Source organism: Paenibacillus sp. G2S3, assembly GCF_030123105.1.
In the GTDB taxonomy this organism is placed as follows: Bacteria; Bacillota; Bacilli; order Paenibacillales; family Paenibacillaceae; genus Paenibacillus_AQ.
This window is the reverse complement of record NZ_CP126095.1, coordinates 3,312,094-3,332,247: the sequence shown is the minus strand read 5'-3', so window position 1 is coordinate 3,332,247 and position 20,154 is coordinate 3,312,094. Positions and strand designations below refer to the sequence as shown.

General features: G+C 43.6%; 2 protein-coding genes. Both read right to left on the bottom strand.

Annotated elements, in window-relative coordinates; genetic code table 11:
• Positions 1–48: 48 nt before the first annotated feature.
• Entirely contained in the window at positions 49–12,867 is a 12,819-nt protein-coding gene (locus tag QNH28_RS14555) for a glycosyl hydrolase family 95 catalytic domain-containing protein (RefSeq protein ID WP_481858390.1), read from the bottom strand.
• A 214-nt stretch (positions 12,868–13,081) separates the two neighbouring features.
• Positions 13,082–20,095 (bottom strand): discoidin domain-containing protein, encoded by a 7,014-nt coding sequence (locus QNH28_RS14550; RefSeq protein WP_283911978.1) that lies wholly within the window; start codon positions 20,093–20,095, stop codon positions 13,082–13,084.
• Positions 20,096–20,154 lie beyond the last annotated feature (59 nt).

Here is a 20,154-nt window from a genome sequence, read left to right as displayed (position 1 = left end):
AAACTCGGCTCAAACCTATCCGTTTGAACCGAGTCTGTTTAATGTTATTTAATTGATGAACTTCAAGTATTGCAGAACATGTTTGATTATCACCGCTGCTTCAGCGCGTGTTGCTGCATCTTGCGGAGCAAAAGTTATTTCTGTTTTACCTTCGATTAATCCTTTACTTGCTGCTTCTGTTACCGCTTGGCTAGCATAATCTGAGATCAGGTTCTGATCAGCAAATGGAGCACGTACTTGCGCTTCTGTGCTCTGTTCACCTTGAACGAGATGAACAGCTTTCATGATCATGACGATCATTTGCTCTCTTGTAATTATTGTATCCGGGCTGAATCTCTTCTCACCTACGCCTTGAACCAAGCCTAACTTCGCTGCTGTGTTCACATCCTGCGCATACCACGCAGTGGCACTAACATCTGCAAATACATTCAATAATGACTCCGTCGATAACCCCAGCGCTCTTACCAGAAGTGCCGTAAATTGAGCACGTGTGACCTGGCTTGCTGGAGCAAACGTCCGATCCGTCATTCCGTTAATGATCAGTTTAGAGGCTAAGGTCTCAACATCCTTTTGCGCCCAATGTCCAATCATGTCATCAAATGTTTTCTTGTTCTGAACGATTGCGTATATGCCATTTGCTTGACCAAATATTGTGACTTCAGTCTTGCCGTTCTTCACTGTGAACACCGATGGCACGAAGCGCATTTGACCCGTAGCTGGATCGAATATAACAGCGGTCGCAGTCGAAGGATCTTGAATGGCACCATCCATATATATGACGCGTGTCACAAATGAATTTCCGAAACTTTGAATCTCTTCCTCTTTATCATTTGTTTTAAGAATGACTTTGAAGGTGATGATGTCACTTACTCGCTTCATTCCTTTATCTACTATGGATTGTTCAAACTTCTGTTCGTGCTGTGAAGTCGCATTATCCATTCGAATGATTAAGGTTGCACCCTCTACTTTTGCGGCCTTTTCAAACTCTTCACGATTCAGAATGGAAAGCGGAAGTTCATAAGAACCCCAATGACTTCGTAAGGTGAAGATGGTTTCGCTACTTCCTTTCATACTGTTGTACAGAATTGGAAGAGGGAACTCTACAGCGTTCAAGTCATGCTCTCCTGGAATTTCAAAATGGAGAACTGAACGATCCTTAGCTGCCATGAGATCAGCTAATTTCTGTGCCAATCGCTTGCTATCAATGACCGCCTTCACCGACGTCTGACCGTCTTGAGTTAAGATCCGAAGTTCTGTTTCTTTCAGTACATAGCGATTCGGATCTTCTTTGACTTGCGGCGTAGTTGTGTTTCCATTGCCATTTTCATTACCAGATTGATTGCTTTGCCCGGTAATGGTTATGGATTTTTCTCCAACAACTGCGGAGCCGTCATTTGCAGTCACAACCACTTTTACGATGCCATCCTTCACAGCCGTTAACAAACCGTGAACATCAATGGTCGCTTTATCCGTAGCTGTTCGACCATCTGCTTCGAATAAAGACCATGTAACGGACTTATTCGTAGCATTTTCAGGTAGCACGATTGCGCTTAATTGGAGGCTGCCGTTCTTAACAGTAATCGTCGACACATTACCCGCGCTTGTGATGTCAATCGTTCCAACATACACTGTTTCAGTGCCCGGGTCGATAATGTCCGTTTGACCACTTATGGTAATAACCATGTCTCCTTGGACACCAGAACCATCCACAGCTGTAGCTACCACTTTCACAGTTCCATCTTTCACAGCCGTGAGCAAACCAGATACATCAATGGTTGCGATATCCGTTGCTGTTATGCCATCTACTCCGTATACAGCCCATGTTACCGACTTATTCGTAGCATTAGCAGGTAGTACCGTAGCGCCTAGTTGCAATGTTCCATTCTTAGCTGTAATCGTGGACACATTTCCTGAGCTTGTGATGTGTATCTTTCCAACATGCACTGGATCAGTGCCTGGATCGATAATGTCCGTTTGACCACTAATGCTAATATCCATTTCATCATGAACACCTGAGCCATCCGTTGCTGTGGCAACCACCTTCACGGTTCCATCTTTCACAGCCGTCAGCAAACCGGATAGATCAATGGTCGCTTTGTCCGTTGCTGTTGTGCCATCTACTTCATACACAGCCCATGTTACCGACTTATTAGCATTGGTAGGCAGTACGGCAGCGCCTAATTGGAGAGTTCCGTTCTTAGTCGTAATCACTGATGATTCACTTGTAATCATGATCGATTGAACCATCTCATGATTGTTAATACTCTCCTCCATCACTTTCAATGCAGCAGTTAAGTCATTCGCTGCTTGCTGCAATTGCTGCTGCGTAACTGATAAGCTATCGCGTACTTTTTTCGCTTGATCAATGGCTTTTTGCAATGTTTGTTTTGAACCTTCTGGATATTGACCATTTTCATTCCCTTCTATAGCACTATCGTGCTTGCTTTGCACACTTGTAATGAGAGCTTCAAGAGCTTGATAGTCCTCATCCATCTCATTCTTCATGATGTTAATCTCTGCCGCTGAAGCCAATCCACCATGGCCTTCGATAGCAGTAAGTCTCAGGTATCTACTAGCGACCGGAGTGAATTCTGCGACTTTCTCAGTGCTGTCATTATCCCAGCTTCCGCTTGTAGCCGGTGTAAAGTTGACTCCATCCAAACTTGTTAATATCTCATAAGAAGTAATATTTCCGTTTTGTGCCCCATTTTGCCTTGGCAAATACTTTAATGTCGAAATGACATGTGTATTCCCAAGATTAAGGGTGATCGACTGTGGAAGTGGATTGGACAAATCCCACTTCGTGTGCCAGATTGTCGACGGATTACCGTCGATGGCTTGCGAAGCGTCATTAATCTCGCCGCTTGTCTCTTCACTCGTTGCTGTAGCTGTCATTTGCGATTGTGGGATCAGCGATGTATCAACCGGAACCGCGCCAAATACTTCAAATTCCCAGAAACTCGCCCAACCATCGGACATCTCCGTCACATGGATTCGTACATATCTTGCGTGTGTATTGAAATAGTCGAACTGCACTTGCTGTGAACTTGACTTTTGTGCTACTGACGCCCAGTTCACATCATCGTCTGAAACCTCAATTCGATATCCATAATTCTTATTGTCCATTTCCCATTTCACGCGGGTACCCGATAAGTCATAAATCGCCCCAAGGTCAACCTTGTACCAGTGTCCAACATTACCGTCGTCTGCGCTCCAACGAGTTGTTTCATTTCCATCGTTCCCTGCCGAGATAGGGTTATTTCTTTGCGAGCTGTCTGCGGTAGCAGGTTTATTAAGCGCAATGTTCTTAGGATCGCTGTAGACTTGAATTTCTTTGATCGCTGGCTTCTCCGTACCACTGCCTCCTGCAAGAGAATCTACGAATACTCGTACATATCTAACACCAGTTGCCATGTAGTTGTCTGGCTTCATATCTTGACCAGAAGCCGAGCGGCCCGCCACTTGCGACCATTCTTTACCGTTGGAGGAAACCTCTATTCTATAGGAGTAATAGATGTTATCCCTTCCCCAAAGGATTTTGCTGCCTGTCAGATTGTAGGAAGCACCCAAGTCCACCTGCCACCATCCAGGTGCATTGCTACTAGCCTCCCACCATGTGGCATTAATTCCGTCGTTTGCATTGGAAGCTTCGTTGCCAGTTACCAAACTGCTTGCACTGACGGACTTATTCAACGCGACATTCACCAACTCTGGGTGCTGCGTCGCCTGATTTTGAAACGGTGCTACTCCAAACACTTTTAACTCATTGAAACTAGCCTGACCGTTTTGTACACCCGTTAACGTTACGCGTACATACCGTGCGTTAGCAACCAACTTCTCCCTTTGCCGCGTCGTTGTCGTCGTGTTTTGGGTTTTATCCAAAATATTCGTCCAGTTCGCCTGATCTTCGGATACATCAATTTTATACTGATTGTAGGTGCTACTACTCGCCCAAACGATTTCAGATCCCGTAATGTTATAGACTTCACCTAGATCAGCTTCCCACCATTGATCTGAGTTGCTGTTTGTAGCTACCCATCCAGTAGTCTCGTTTCCATCATTACCATTCGTTCCTGGATTACCGCTTTGCGCGCTACTTGTTGTTACAGGTTTATTCAAAGCAACATTCTCACCTTCAAACCAATGGTCTCCTCCATCACTTCCACCAGGAACGAATACGCTTTGACTTGCAACAGTGGTGATTTCAGCGCTTCCCGAGAGCAATCCACTCGCTGAAGCCGATAATTTCAAAGTGCCCTCCACAAGTGAAGATTTCACGAGCGCGGCTGCGACGCCACCTTCTACTGCAACCGGATTGGCAAAAGTTCGTGTTACACCATTACCGATAAGTCCGCCTGGACCGCTCAAGTTTAAGGATACCGAAATATGATTCGTCGGAACGATGTTGTTGTCAGCATCCCGTACCGTAATATAAGCCATCACCAGGTCGGAACCGTCTGCAACGAGTTCCTTACGCTTCGTATCGTACTCTACTGCCAAATGATGCGGCTGTCCCGGCGTTTTCACAGTATGTGATGCCGCGACCTCACCGTCAATCAATCCGTCAGCCCGCAATGTTCCCGCCGCCCAAGACACATTGTTGAATGTAAAGGTTGGGTGGGTTACATTCTTAAATCCACTGTCAGGACTTTGGGTAGCGATGAGTGTATCGTTCAAATAAAGTTGGACTTGTTCCGTATTGCTCGCGACTGTGACATTTCTTGACGAAGATGGCGTCCAATAATTAGCTATATAAACCATCGGTCCAGAGTCGACGTCACTTAGCTTCACACCAGGATTACGCTGGCTTTGGAAGAAATAATAATTAAATTTCGGATAACGATCCAGATCCACAAGGCCTGAATAGGCCGGGTCAGAATCCATACCCCGGTTGTAATCATTAAAGCTCCAAACCGAATGTCCGGCTATGCGTGGATTGGCATTGAGGCCCGCCCAGTCAAAGTATCCGTCACCATTTAGCGCCTTTTGACGCATGATGATGGAGTTGATCATGTCGGTTTCTCCCACTTTACGAACCGAACGATACCCTGTAGGACTTGTCGCGCTTTCCGACCAATCGTCTCCCCATTCCCTAGTAAAGAGTGGTTTGAATGCTGTATCTAATTCTTTGTAGTTCACATCATAAACTTCTTTTCCAAAGAATCCGTATTCTGCAGACGTATAAGTCTGATCTCCCGGATATTCCTCGTGGGTAGCTTTATGAGCATTTTGTGCATACTCCAGCGAGTAGGTCGTTTCATTCAAGCTAGATTCCCACATAATAATACTCGGATGGTTTCGATCACGGCGTACCATATCTCGAATGGCTTGATAGGAACGCTCTTGGAAGACAGAATCCCCGAAGAACTGCCAGCCTGGCGTTGGGGAGATGACGGTCAATCCAAGTTCGTCCGCCGCATCGAGGAACGCTGGATCCTGCGGATAATGACCTGTGCGCACGTTATTGAAGCCACCTTCTCGAAGCTGCTTAGCGTCACGATACTGTCCAGAATTTGGCATTGCATTGCCCACATACAAAAACTCTTGGTGCCGATTCGCGCCATTTAGCATTAATTTTTCACCATTAATCAGAAAGCCTTGATCAGGTGTAAATTGAATGTGCCGAATCCCGATACGGGTCTTGTAGCTATCTACATACGCAGTCCCGTCATTCACAGCTGTATAAACCGTATACAGATTTGGATGGTCAGGATGCCAAAGCTGTGGTTTAGTTATCGTCGTCGATTGGACAAATGTATAGTCGCTTCCCGCGACTATTTTCTGTGGATCACTCACCATTGTAGCAACCACCTGATTGTTACTGTCTACAATCGTAGTTTTTACGCTTGTGTTCTTAGCACTCGCGTTTTCATTGATGATATTTGTCTTCACTTGCACTGTCGCTTCTTCTTTACTTACCTCTGGGTAGGTAACAAAGATACCGCCGTCCGCCACCTTATTTGCGTATATTGCATCAGTGACGTGCAAGTTATCCATGACATGCAGTTTAACATCTCGGTAAAGTCCACCGAAATACTCAAAGTCCAAACCGCTCTGCGGTTTTCCTGGCGGCGTTTGTGGGTCATCTCTGTTATCAAGCTTGACTGTGATGACATTCGTTGCCCCCTCCAATAGAACATATTTCGTGATGTCGAATGTAAAAGGGGTGTATCCTCCGTGATGAACTCCTAGATAATTGCCGTTTATCCACACTTCAGCGTTGATCATCGCACCTTCGAATTCTATAAACAACTTCTTACCGCTGTAAGAATTGTCGAGCGTGAAATGTCTTCGATACGTTGCAAAGCCTTGATAGCTTTGATTAGCGCCGCCGCTGATCTTCGGCTCCAGACGCACACTATGAGGTAGATTGACGCCCTCCCAGGCACTATCATCAAAACTTGCCGATTGGGCGCCGCTAACATCCTCACGTTTGAATAACCAACCTGTGTTGAAATTTAATTCCTCTCGATTCGTCGGATCAGTTGATGGGTTCTCATCATTTTGACCAGTGATGACAATGACTTTTTCACCGAAGAGAGAAGAATCTCTCGTTGCCGTTGCAATGACTTTTACATTTCCATCCTTCGCAGCCGTCAATACACCAGATTGATTGATAATCGCTTTATCTGTTGCAGTGCCATCCACTTCAAAGACACTCCATGTGACTGGTTGATCAACCGGGAGTACAACTACCCCTAATGGAAGACTTCCGCCTTTAACGTTAATGCGATTTGTTGTGCTTGTGATCGTGATAGATTTGCCATTTGAATCATTGATTTTGAGCGATTCAAAGGTTTTTAGCGCAGTATTCAAGACATCAAAAGCCTTCTGTAACTGCTGCGATGTAATCGAACTAGTGTTGATTGCTTGCTTTGCTGAATTAATAGCCGTCTGTAACGTTTGTTTCGAACCAGCTGGATAATGCCCTATGCTACTTCCTTCAACTGCGCTATCATGCTTGCCTTGCGCATTCGTTATAAGCTCAACCAACTCCTGATACCGGACGTCACTAGCATCTTTGCTAACATGGAGCTCTGCCACAGATGCATATCCCCCATGACCTGCAGTAACGGTAAGTTTCAGGTATCTGCTTGTAACCGGAGCGAATGTTGCCATTTTCTCATTGCTGTCATCACTCCAATTTCCGCTTGTAAACCGTGAAAATGTTGTTCCGTCCAAACTTGTTGATAATTCATATGAAGTAATATTTCCGTTCTGTGACCCATTTTGTCTTGGCAAATATTTTAGTTTAGATACCATTCTCGGCTTTCCAAGATCTAGGGTGATCGACTGCGGTAATTCCGCCATAGGATCCCATTCTGAATGCCAATAAGTTGAAGGTTCACCATCAATGACATTGCTTGCTTCGTTTCCGCTGTGATTGCTGGTTGATGTCGCAGTCATTTCACTTTGCGGAATCTCATTTGGATCCGAAACTGTAGGTGTATAGTCATTCGTTCTCGTGACAACAAATCCTTGACTTGCTTCAACGGAGTCTGTGCCCACGATCATGCGATTAAAGTTAATTTTCTTGTCAACATCGCTTTGTGCGAAGCTGTTCCCTGCAATGGTTACAGCTTTAGATGCATCAAATGAAAGCGCAAAACCACCTTGATTTGCGGTATTGTTCGTAAACGTAAATCCATCTACACTCTTAGCATAAATCTCAGAGTTACCGTCCGTCTTATTAAATTGGTTGCCATCAATCACGATATGACTGTGCACGGTCTTATCCGGATTTGTCAGAGAAGTGCTCGGTTCAACACTAATCACCGCATTCCCGTTATTATTAAACGTATTGTTGCGGATCAAGACATCCTTCACCATTCCAGATTCGTACCAACTGTTCGCATCATCAGTGATCAGGATCGCGCTCATTTGCATGCCATTAAATGTGTTATTCTCGATACGAACAGCACCAAGCGTTGTCACGAGGATGCCTCTGGTTGGAATCGTTTCAAATGTTGAATTCGTAATGGTAACATTCGGCGTCCAGGTGACATTTTCCACCACATACTCATTTGCAGTTACCGATGAAGGTACCGCTTTATCTAAGGTAAGAACAATCTGAGTATCATTTAAACGTGTCACGCCAGTGACCACTGCACTTTCCTTAGAAAGCAGAGTTGATTTGTTAATATATTCAATCCTATCCCCGACTGCAAATGCATCAAATCCCCAGCTCTCAGGATGCATAAATTGGACTTTTACCTGATTCGATGCCGGAATCTGTACAATTTGCAGATGTGTGCCATGAATGTTAATCGCGTCATCTTGTGCTCCGGCAAAATAGGAATTCGACACCTGAATTTCGCCCTTGCTTCCTGAAACTTGTAGGAAGTCCGCCATCGATGCGTTCGTCCGTCCACTGCCTGCCTTAGGTGCAAAGCTCAACTTATCGAGCGTTACATTTTCGCTGTATTGGCTGACAATCCCTAGCCCTGGAGCAGCATAGAAATTGACATCCGACCACGCAATATCTTTGCTTCGATAAATCAATGCACCTTGTTCTCTTCTAGCTGTATCCCTTAACTGAAACGTATTTCCTACCGTCACATTTGGTTTTTTAGAAAAACTGAATTGCACCTCACGTTTACCAAGATCCTTCGCGCTTGTTGACCCGTCCAGTGGATTATCCACTCTCCAGGTTTGTTTTGTAACGGGATTATATTCTTGCACAACTCGTACATTTTGAGTTCCGTTCTCTGTCCAATTCTCTTCTCCAAACCATACTAATTGATTATTTTGAATAGAGTACCATGAGTCCGGATGTATGCTCGCTTTCATGTAGTTATTGCCCACTTCAGTAACGGTCATCTCCGATACTACAGGACGGTTAAAATCAATGTTTATTCCGTTCACCTTGATATTGGTCGCATGGTCAAATACGATGGGCGTCATCACGCCATGGAACAACAAGGTTGAGCCATTTCCTCGAATGGTAAGATCCTCGATATCTTTGAATAATAGGCCTACTTTTCGAGTGCTGCTTGGTGTCTGTTGAATAGTCGATGTATTTGAAATGAAATATTGCACTTGTTTCGCGGTTGATGCTTTAAAGTGATAGGTTTCTGTCGGAAAGTCTAGAATAACAGGCTTTTGCACCTTCTTGGCAGCCTCAATTGCTGCTCTCACAGCCTCCCCAGCGTCTTCACCTTTATAATTCAGGGTAATTACACTATAGTTAACTCCGTTAATTGTTTCTTTCGTCTGTTTATAATAATCCTCAGCTTTATCTACGCCCTTAACTACACGGGACTGAATATCCGCACGGTCAACTGAAATAAAGGTGTTATTTGCATTGGCATTCTTCTGATCTGTCACCCGGATTTTGAGCACATGCTCCTGATTCAACATCTCCGAGCTTTCAAAAAGTAGTTGTTGATCTAAACGCGAAGAGGCATAAGTATCAACCAATTGTTCAGGACCATCGTCGATGGAAAATGCAACAATCCCCTGATTATCGTTTTTAGCTCCATACAATTGCACCTTTGAGCCAGTAAAACGCAAAAACGAGTATGAACCCGATTTGTTAGAATAGTGGTTGTCACGACTGAATGCCCCAGCTTCGGAAGAGCTATAGTCCCAACCTGAACTGTATACAAACTGATCACTTCCTGATCCGGTTGCATTGTCGTTTACGGTTCTATCTAACGAGAATTCAAACTTCTGGTTACTACCGGTACCAGCTTTGTTTTGTACGAATTGTTCGCCGCTTGATAAACTGTTATCGGGTATTTCAATCACTTTTCCACTAGCCCGATTTTTCAATTGATAGTGGCCATCACCTACATCTACGACGGACCATTCATCATTGTAGGTCGCATCATCGGTGTATGTAGTTTGAATAATTCCTGCACCATCCGCTGTTGACGCATTCTCTACAGCCAACACTTTTGAACTGCTCATCGAGATGATTTTGTAAAAACCTGGTTTGGTCTTCATAAACATCCATTGTTGATTCCACCCTGAGCCTGCAGACCATTGTATAATTGCAGCCCCATCTGCTTTTGAATCTTCGTTCACGTCCATACGAAAATTGCTGTGCTGAAGGGTTAGATTGAACGTTTGCTGATCAAACAGATCTCTCACAGGATCAATCTTCAATAATTGCTCATTTGAATCTGTTATTGAAGATTGGATTAACTGTGCCCCAGCGTCTATGCTGTTATTTGAAGCCGTAAGGGCTTTATCGCTACCGCGATTAACTAACTGATAATAACCATTTCCTTTGTCTACGAGTAGCCATTCATCATTATAAGAGTTGTCTGAAGTATAAGTTTGCTGTACGAGTTTCGCACCATCGTCCTTTGATGAATCTAGAACAGCAATCACTTTTTTGCTTGTGTTATTGGTGATTTTATAGAAGCCATCACTTGCTCCTTCTATATACCACTGTTGACTGCTTACTAACGAAACTTCGGGCATTTGAACAACGGCTGCTTGCTCTTCCTCCGATGCCCCTTCAATGTCCAACAAATGACCGCTGTTTTTCATTGTCATTTTGTAAAGTTGTCCATCTTGTAGAGGAATCGAACCAATCGTGTAAACGCCTCCAACTTGTGTGTCGAAGGAAATCTGATTGTTATTGTCTACCGAATACTTTACACTTTGTCCAGCTTGATCCATGACAATTGCTCCAGCTATGCTTGGATAAGTAACAACTGCACGATTGCCTTTATTAGATTTCACACTGATGTTTGTAGCTCTAGCATTGTTCCAATTCACACTGACCTCAAATCCCCCGCGGGCAACCAAGCCAGAATAACTTCCTTTGGGCCATGAAGCAGGGAGCGCTGGCAAAATGTCGATATTATCCAAATGACTTTGTAGCAGCATTTCAGACATACCGGACGTAGCACCGAAGTTGCCATCGATTTGGAATGGCGGATGTGTATCGAACAAGTTATTTAGTGTACTTCCAGTAAGCTGGCCTTCTAGAATCGTATGTGCATGTGTACCGTCTTGCGCACGAGCCCACATGTTAATTTTGTTAGCTTTACTCCACCCTGTACCCTCGTCTCCGCGATGCTGCAATGATACTTTGGCAGCTTCCATAAGTTCAGGTGTATTTTTGTTAATTTGCTTGCCTGGATACAAGGCAACTAGTTGGGACAAATGGCGATGTTTGTTATTCGGATCGTCGATGTCCTCTTTCCATTCTTGAATTTGACCGTACTTTCCGATTTTGATTGGAGACACCCGATTTAATTTACTCTGGACTTCCTCACGAAATTCGGAATCGACACCTAATGTTGTACTTGCCTCCAAATAATTAGTAAATAAATCTTGTACAAGCTGCTGGTCATACGCACATCCTGCACTGATCGTACCTTGTTCTGGAGAATAACAAGGTGTTGATACCAAAGTTCCATCTGAGTCTTCTACTAAAAACTTAGTCCAAAATTGTGCTGTTTCCTTTAGAATTGGATAAACACGTGACTTTAGTAGATCGATATCTCCGGAAAATTTATAACTCTCCCAAATGTTATTCGAGATAAAAGCATTGGATGCTGGTGACCAGCCCCAATCAAAATCCCATCCCGGCGCAGTATATCCGAATGGATTGTTCGCCACTCCAATTGACCATGCATTAGTAATGCCATAGTATTTTTCGGAAGAAATACGCCCTGGAGTACGCAGTGAATCTATGTAATCGATCAGGGGTGTCATCGTCTCTTGGAGATTCGTTACCATCGCTGGCCAATAGTTCATTTGAATATTGATATTAAAGTGATGATCGCTGCTCCAAGGTGCTCTATTAGAATTATTCCACACGCCTTGTAGGTTGGCCGGTAGTGATCCGGCACGAGAAGATGAAATCAATAAATATCGGCCATATTGATAAAATAAAACCTCAAGCGCTTTACTTTTCGCGCCTGCATAGGTGGCTAAGAGCTCGTTTGTCGGAATCGTAGGCTTGGACTCGGCCAAATCTAATTTCACGCGATCAAACAAAGACTTATAATCTTTCTTATGGTTCTCAAGTAGTGTTTCGTAAGATTTACTCTCAGCGGCATCCAATATCGCCACTTCCTCATTATGCGGATCAGTACCTCTATAATTAGGATAGCTATTAGCATAGTTGGTGCCTAATGACGTAAGAATGGTTAGCGAATCTACATTCGCTGCATGGATCTTTCCATTACCTGTCGTTATACTCCCACCTTGATGGAGAACACGGAAATTCCCTTCATATAGCATATTGTTGTCAACTACATTACCCCTAATATTAATGTTGTTACCGCTCGCCGTAACGACTCCTCCCTGAGCACTCGTCGGACGTACATCCAGGGAGAGCTTGCCCGGCTGATTGGCTGTCAGACGCGTAACCATTACTTTATCTGGGTAGCTAATAAAATATTCTCGTGTATACTCTACTCCCTCCAGCGTGTATTTAACTCGAGATATCGCGTCTTCAAGATCAAGCTCCCGGCGATAATTCTCTGTTTTGCCCGATGACTTCTCAAAGTCTAGGTACAAGTCTCCAAACGTTTGATAACTTCCTAATCCTTCATTCAAGCCTGTAAGATTGTCATTTGCTTCTTTATGAGCACCTTGGATATCCCCCTCGCGGAGTTTAGCTCGGACATTCTCTAAATGATCTGCACCATCCTCACGATTACCGAATGTATACGGGTTAGAAGTCGTTGGTTCATCCGTGGAAGGCCAAGTGTATACAAAAGAAGAACCTGGGCCGCCTGACCACAACGTTTTTTCATTTAATTGAATGCGTTCTTGCTCGACGCCACCAAAGACCATTCCACCCATAAGACCATTGCCAATTGGAAGCGCATCTGTTTCCCAACTTATCGCCGGTTGTCGGTACCATAGAGATAATTTATGTTCCGGAGCATCGGACATCCCAGTGATTGCGCTTACAGGTTCTGCTTTAGCTATGGGGACAGATATAGGATGCTGAATAATTAAGCTCAATGATAAAGCACTCACTGTCAAACGTTTAGCTAAAGATTTGATTTTGAACAAGATCATTCACTCCTCCTTATATAACTAGTTGATAATCATTGTGCTCGGTTCACATTTCAGTGAGCCGAGCACAATTTTTTTGACTTTTTATCTAGTTCATAAACTTCAAGTATTGTAACACTTGTTTGATCATCACCGCTGCTTCAGCACGTGTAGCTGCATCTTGAGGAGCAAAAGTTGTTTCTGTTTTTCCTTTGATTAATCCTTTGCTTGCTGCTTCTGTTACCGCATGACTTGCATAATCAGAGATACGGTCTTGATCGGCAAAAGGAGTGCTTATTTGAGCTTCCGTACCAAGATCACCTTGAACGAGATGAACAGCTTTCATGATCATGACGATCATTTGCTCTCTTGTAATCATTGTATCCGGGCTGAATTTCCCTTCGCCTGTACCTTGAACCAAACCAAGTTGCGCAGCTGTGTTCACGTCCTGCGCATACCACGCAGTGGCACTAACATCTGCAAATACATTCGATAATGACTCTGTCGATAACCCCAGCGCTCTGACCAGTAATGCCGCGAATTGAGCACGTGTGACTTGGCTCGCTGGAGCAAATGTCTGATCCGTCATTCCGTTAATGATCAGTTTAGAGGCTAAGGTCTCAACATCCTTTTGCGCCCAATGTCCAATCATGTCATCGAATGTTTTCTTGTTCTGTACGATTGCGTATAGGCCATTTGCTTGACCGAATATTGTGACTTCAGTCTTGCCGTTCTTCACTGTGAACACCGATGGCACGAAGCGCATTTGACCTGTAGCTGGATCGAATATAACAGCGGTCGCAGTCGAAGGATCTTGAATGGCAGCATCCAAATACATCACGCGTGTCACAAAGGAATTCCCAAAGTTTTGAATTTCCTCTTCTTTATCCTTCGATTTAAGAATGACTTTGAATGTGACGATGTCACTTGCCCGCTTCAACCCTTGTTCTAACTTGGATTGTTCAAACTTCTTATCTTGCTCTGATGTCACATTATCGATTCGAATGATTAAGGTTGCACCCTCAACTTTAGCGGCCTTTTCAAACTCTTCACGATTCAGAATAGAAAGCGGAAGTTCATAACTTCCTAAATGGCTTCTTAGAGTTATGATCGTTTCCTTATTCGCTTTCATGCTGTTGTACAAAACATCAAGCGGCAGATGTACTGCATTCCATGCATTCGCTCCTGAAATCTCGATGTCAAGAGTAGGACTTTCCTTTGTTTTGTAAAGTGCTTCTAGCTTCTTCTCTAAACCTTCCCGATCAATGTTTATCGAAAGGCTCGTTAATCCATTCTGTACTGTTTCATTTTTTAGTTCTTTTCCTGTTGGAACATAGCGATGCGGATCTTCTTTTGTAGGAGGGGTCGTAGGTGTAGGACTCGTTGGTGTCGTTGGGTTGCCTGGATTTGTTTCAGGATTTGTTCCTGGGCTTGAAGTAGGCTCTGGGCTGTCGTTTTGACCGCTTATCGTAATCTCTTTTATCCCGTAAACTGTGGTGTTATCAACGGATGTAGCAACGACTTTCACAATGCCGTTCTTCGCAGCCGTCAACAAACCATTTGTATTAATGATCGCTTTATCCGCTACAGTTATTCCATCCGCTTCATAGACCGCCCACGTAACGGTTTTGTTCGTAGCATTAGCCGGTTGGACTTCCGCTTGTAACTGCAAAGCTCCTTTCTTCACTTCAATGGACGACGATGCGCTCGTTATCGAGATGGATTGTACTTTTACATGTTGATTCTTGGAGGCCTCGAATACTTGAAGTGCTGAATTTATATCCATTGTTGCTTGTTCTAACTCCGTCTGGGTAGCTGAATCATTGTCAAGCACTTGCTGTGCTTCCGTGATCGAATCCAATAATTTCTGTTTCGCTCCTATCGGATACTGACCGACGTCCATTCCTTCCACTGCTAAATCATAAATGGCTTGAGCATCTGCGATACGCGCTGCAAGTTGTGCTCTATAAACATCCTCACTTACGATTACATTCGCAACAGCTGGAATAGAAGCACCATCAACCGCTCCATTTACGCTAAAGCTGCCTGCTTCAGCATATAGTGAAGGATCTATCGCGTCCCATACTACTGATTTGATTTGGGTTGTTCCATCACTGTATACAGCTGTTACAACCGAAGGCAATACAGGTGGGGTCCCGATCAACGTAGCTACGTTCACTGGCATGATATTTGTAATTACCGGTGCAGCTATAGGCTCCCACTTCGCATAGAGTGTAATATCATTTGCTGGAACCGTATCAAGAGAGAAATCCCATAGCGTAGTCAATGCTTCGTCTTTATACCAATTCACAAATGTAAATCCTGCCCGAGTCGGTTCTGTAGGCGCAGTAATTTTTGTACCGACTTCAACCCCATACAAGGAAGAAATCGAACTTCCTCCATTGCTATTGAAGTTAATAGTCGTACCAGTCTTGAATAGAGAAGTATCCCACTCGTCATGCCAACTTACCGCTATTCGACGGTTCTCGTTATCGAGTTCAATCGGAAGCCAAACATATCTGGAATCACTCAAATTATTCGGGTACCAACGATCGGCCATAAAGATAAATTTATTCGGTACGAGAGTGCCATTACCATCCCGATAAGGTAGAACAAATGTGCTTTGGCTTCTAAAGGTGGTTCCTTCATAGTCGTTAACCATAGGATCGCCTTTAAATTCCCATGGTCCAAACATTCCTTGAGTGGAGACGTGGTATTCGGCGCGGTTAGGATTCCAACCGGACAAGCCGGACGAAATCATATAATAGGCTCCGTCTTGCTTGAAAATCGCTGGTGCTTCTCTCTTGTAGCTAAATACTCTCTTATAGTGAATGCCGTCTAAGGTTTGACCCTTAACATTCTGAGCTGGACCTGTGTAATCATCATTCAACATCATGATCACGGTCGTTACATTTTCTTCGGAAGAATAAACCAAGTAGGCTTTGTCATCCGTCGCTTCATTGCCATCGTCATCGACATACAAGGTCATATCACGGAGCATTCCATCATTGCCATCTTTATCACCTACATTTGGCAATCGGGATGTGCCGAGATATTTGAATGGTCCAGTCGGCGAATCGCTGACTGCTACACCGCCTTCTGCAGTCCAATATTCGCCTGCTATCGGTCCATCCTGATGCCACCACATTACATAAGTGTCGTTCTTCTTGTTGTAGACAACTTTAGGACGCTCGACAACTTTATCCCAGTTGAAATCCTTATACATCTTTTGCTTCTCTTCATTCGTATAATTCGCATACAGCTTATTAAGCTCTTCGATACGATCCGGTGAATTGTGTTTACTGAGTGTATTGTTCGGTGATTTCATGTTACCCGTGTAGTCTTCATCTTTACTTGTAATTATTACTTTTCTATCAGGATCGTATGGAACCCCGCTATTCTTGTACGTTTCAGAATTTTCATCCAGATATAATGGCAGGTCGTTTCCAGCCGGCACTACATCTTCGCCAAGTTGAGGGTTATTGAAGACGGGCAATACGATGCCTTCATTTTGCCAATTGTACAAATCTTTGGACGAATATGCGTGAACTCCAGTAGGAAGATAACCTTCCGTCTTGTCTTCACCGTACCAGTAATACGTTTTGTTCTTCTCGTTATACAGAATACCTCCGCCATGTGCTTGAATCGGCACGCCTTCCGTATCTAACCATACTTCACCGCTCTTAATGGAGCTCTTGTTATTTACAGTTAAATAGAGGTTGTATAAATCATTTAAATGATTCGTGTAATACGAAATACTTTCTTCGGTTAAATCAACAAGATTACCGATCGTTGTGATTTGCTTTTCTATCGCAGCATCCACTTTCGGACTAATGTATGACAAAGTACGCAATTGATCGATTGCTGTTTGTAGTTTACTTGTATCAAAAGTCGCTGTTTGTTTCTGACTAACTGCAATTTCTGCTGTGCTGAGTGTGTTACCGTCACCGCCAGTGGTAATAGCCTGAATTGCGACATACCGAGCTTTAACGGATTTGAACGTCGCGGATTGTACACTCGTGCTATTGTCACTAAAAGAGCCATTTGCTGCTAATTTGAAATTCTCGTCCAAATAAGCTTGCGTACCGTCAGAAGGTGATTTTTCCAGGTTCACATCGCTGTAATAGATTTTGAATTGTTTGATGCGGCCATTCGCCTTGTCTTGTCTTGGTGTAACAAGCACCTTTCCAATGTCAGGAACGCTCTCTCCCAGATCTATAACGATATAATCACCAGATTTGTATTTCCGTCCGTTCTTATCCCAGTTAGTTTCGTAGAAGGTAGAAGTGTTGTTGTCCAGCATGAGACTGGATGGATTAGAGCTATAGGCCTCAGGTGCATAGAAGAGGCTGATTCCTTTAATATTCGGATCACTGTTTTGAATATTGGTTATTTCAGCTAAAATACGGCCTGCCATTTTTACGATTTCTTCTTGCGTCGCTGATGCGCTCTTCACCAAAGTACCTGCTTGACTAAGGAACGCGTCCAAATTCTTGAAGTAAGACGAATCTTTCGCAGAATCTGTTTTGAATTTCTCTGCAGCTTGAATTGCGCTGTCTAGGTTGGTGAAATCCACTTTATAACCAGACTTGTTTAGAATATTTATCTCTGCAGCTGAAGCATATTGTTTGCCTGCATCACTTCTCGATTCAAGTGCAGTAAATCTTACATATTCAGCGCCCTTTGCATTAAAGGTTGCTGTTTTTTCCGTTTTGTCTGCAGCCCATGTTCCTTCTGCAACTTTGGTAAAGTCAGTACCGTTGGTACTAACGGAAACCTCGAACTTGGTGATCACACCATTCCAGTCCACATCTTGTCGCGGCAAATATTTCAACATATAGATCCCGTTATATGCTTTGCCGAGATTTAAAGTAATGTGATGCGGAAGTGTTGAATATTCGTTGTTATACGCTGTATGCCATTTGGTTCCGCTATCTCCATCAATTGTTTTTCCCGGTCCATCTTCAGAAGCGGAATTGTCAGACGTTGCGGTCATTTGGCTTTGTGGGATAAGTCCTTGGTCTAGAACGCTATATTCAACGTTCAGCTTATTGATAATTTGTGTGATATCTTCCTGTGTTGCTAAAGTGTTTGCTTGTATTACTTTGGCTTCATTTACCAAATCTTGCAAATACGATACGTTCGAATTCCCGTTGTTAGCAGTAATATAGTCCTCTGCTCTAGAAATTGCATTACTGAGATAAGTCGAATCTACCGTGAAATTAGACTTTCTCATGATATTTATCTCGGCGGCCGATGCATACTGTGTTCCTGAATCATTCGCTTCGTCGATCTTTAACCGTACATATCTCGCAGCATGCGAAGAGAATGTTGCGGTTTTTTCAGATCTGTCGTTCTTCCAGGTTCCTTGTGCAACCGGTGTGAACACCTTGCCATCCGAGCTGACTTCGATGGTAAACTTCGTTATGATTCCGTTCCAATCTTTATCTTGCCGTGGCAAATAGCTGAGCTTGTTGACATCATCATAGTGGGCTCCAAGGTCATAGGTAATCGAATGCGGCCCCGCATCATAAGGTTCCCATGAAGTGTGCCAATTCGTCCAGTTATTACCGTCCAGTGTTCTTTCTGCTTCTTCACCAGATTGAGCGCTACTTGCTGTTACCGTCATATCACTCTGAGGAATAAGTGAGTTGCTTGTAAAGGAAGCTCCATCAATTACGAAGGTTGTAATGGACTTCGCTCCAACCGTCGCTTGCAACGTTTTATCCAGAACAGGAATTTTGCCCTTCTGTACGACATTCTCAGTCGCGGAAGAAACATAAGGTGTTGCATCCCCAGTAACTGTATCAAACTGGGACAAATCTAAAGATATATTTTGACTGGTTACATTAGGATTTCTATATACAATATGAATTTTATTAGTTGTAGGATCATAAGCAGCTAAAGTGTTATCATCGTTATCCCCAATGAAGCTTGCGCCCTGAGGAATAAATTTGCTAAATTGCTGCATGGCGTAATACTTCTTCGTATACCACCATTCTTGCGTGTCGAAATCCGCGTGAAGGAGACCCCAGTTCATGTTCTCCTTATCCTTCTGCATGTTCTTCTCGCTTTCAAACGCTTGCCAAGTAACCCAAGCTTTAGGCTCTAACCAAGTAATGTCTGTCATAATTCTTTCTGCCAATGCTAGTGCTGGCTCGAAATCATCGTGATCATGCGCAATCCCAGAAGGACCTAAGTCTACTTCAGACATCCATAACGTCTTCCCAGCTTCTTTGGCCGCATCTCTGATCTCAGCCCGCTTTGACCCACCGTAAGAGTGGGTATTCATTTTACCTATGTTAGCTTTAGTTGTCTCATCATAAGAATTCCAGTTACTAACAAAGGTGTCCAGAATAGATTCATCCATAGCAGCAATTTCTACCGAATTTAGTCCCGCTGCATCCAATTTGGCCCGTGTTGTATTAATGATCTTCATCTGTGAACCAACATCCCAGTGAGAACCTTCCTGTCCCCCACTAAATCCCCAGTAATCCGTACTAGGTTCATTTACTGGTGAAAGATAATTGAAATCGATGTTCCATTCTTCTTTAAAATGCTTAACCACTTCTGTCAAATAGTTAGCGAAATTTTCGTACTCATCCGGTTTTAAATTGTCTTTCCACGACTCCCAGTGACCAGTCGTACTTCCACTGACCGTCATATAATACGGCGCAGAATTTGAGAACGCTTCTAGAATATTGGCGCCTCTAGCTTTAGCTGCCTCCAGCCACCAGCGCTGATTAGCATCTTGCGTCCAATCGAATACTCCAGGTGATGGCGAGAATCCAGGTACTTCCCCTCCTTGGCGCATCGTATTGTAAGCAGGATTCTCTCCGCCGCCTATATTATATCTAGCAATATTAAAGTTCAATCCATCTGGAGAATATAGAGCATCAGCCATTGCACTTTTGACTTTATCGTTCCAACCGCCAGTTATATTACCGAACCAGGCAAGAGAGGTTCCCCATCCTTCCCAAGATTGCTGCATATGGTTCGGATCTAATTTAATCGTAGTATTCGCTGCACTTACTTTCTGACCTGGTAGACCCAAAAACATAGGTACAATCAAAGAAATAGAAAGAAAAGAAATAAATAACCTTCGTTTAACTGTAGTAATCATCCAGATTACCCCCTTCTCATAAAAATAATCATTGAAACCACTTCTTTACTCTCTTCCGA

Coding starts and splice junctions, on each gene's coding strand:
- QNH28_RS14555 (WP_481858390.1), bottom strand. CDS start 12,867: ATGTCCGATGCTCCGGAACATAAATTATCTCTATGGTACCGACAACCG.
- QNH28_RS14550 (WP_283911978.1), bottom strand. CDS start 20,095: ATGATTACTACAGTTAAACGAAGGTTATTTATTTCTTTTCTTTCTATT.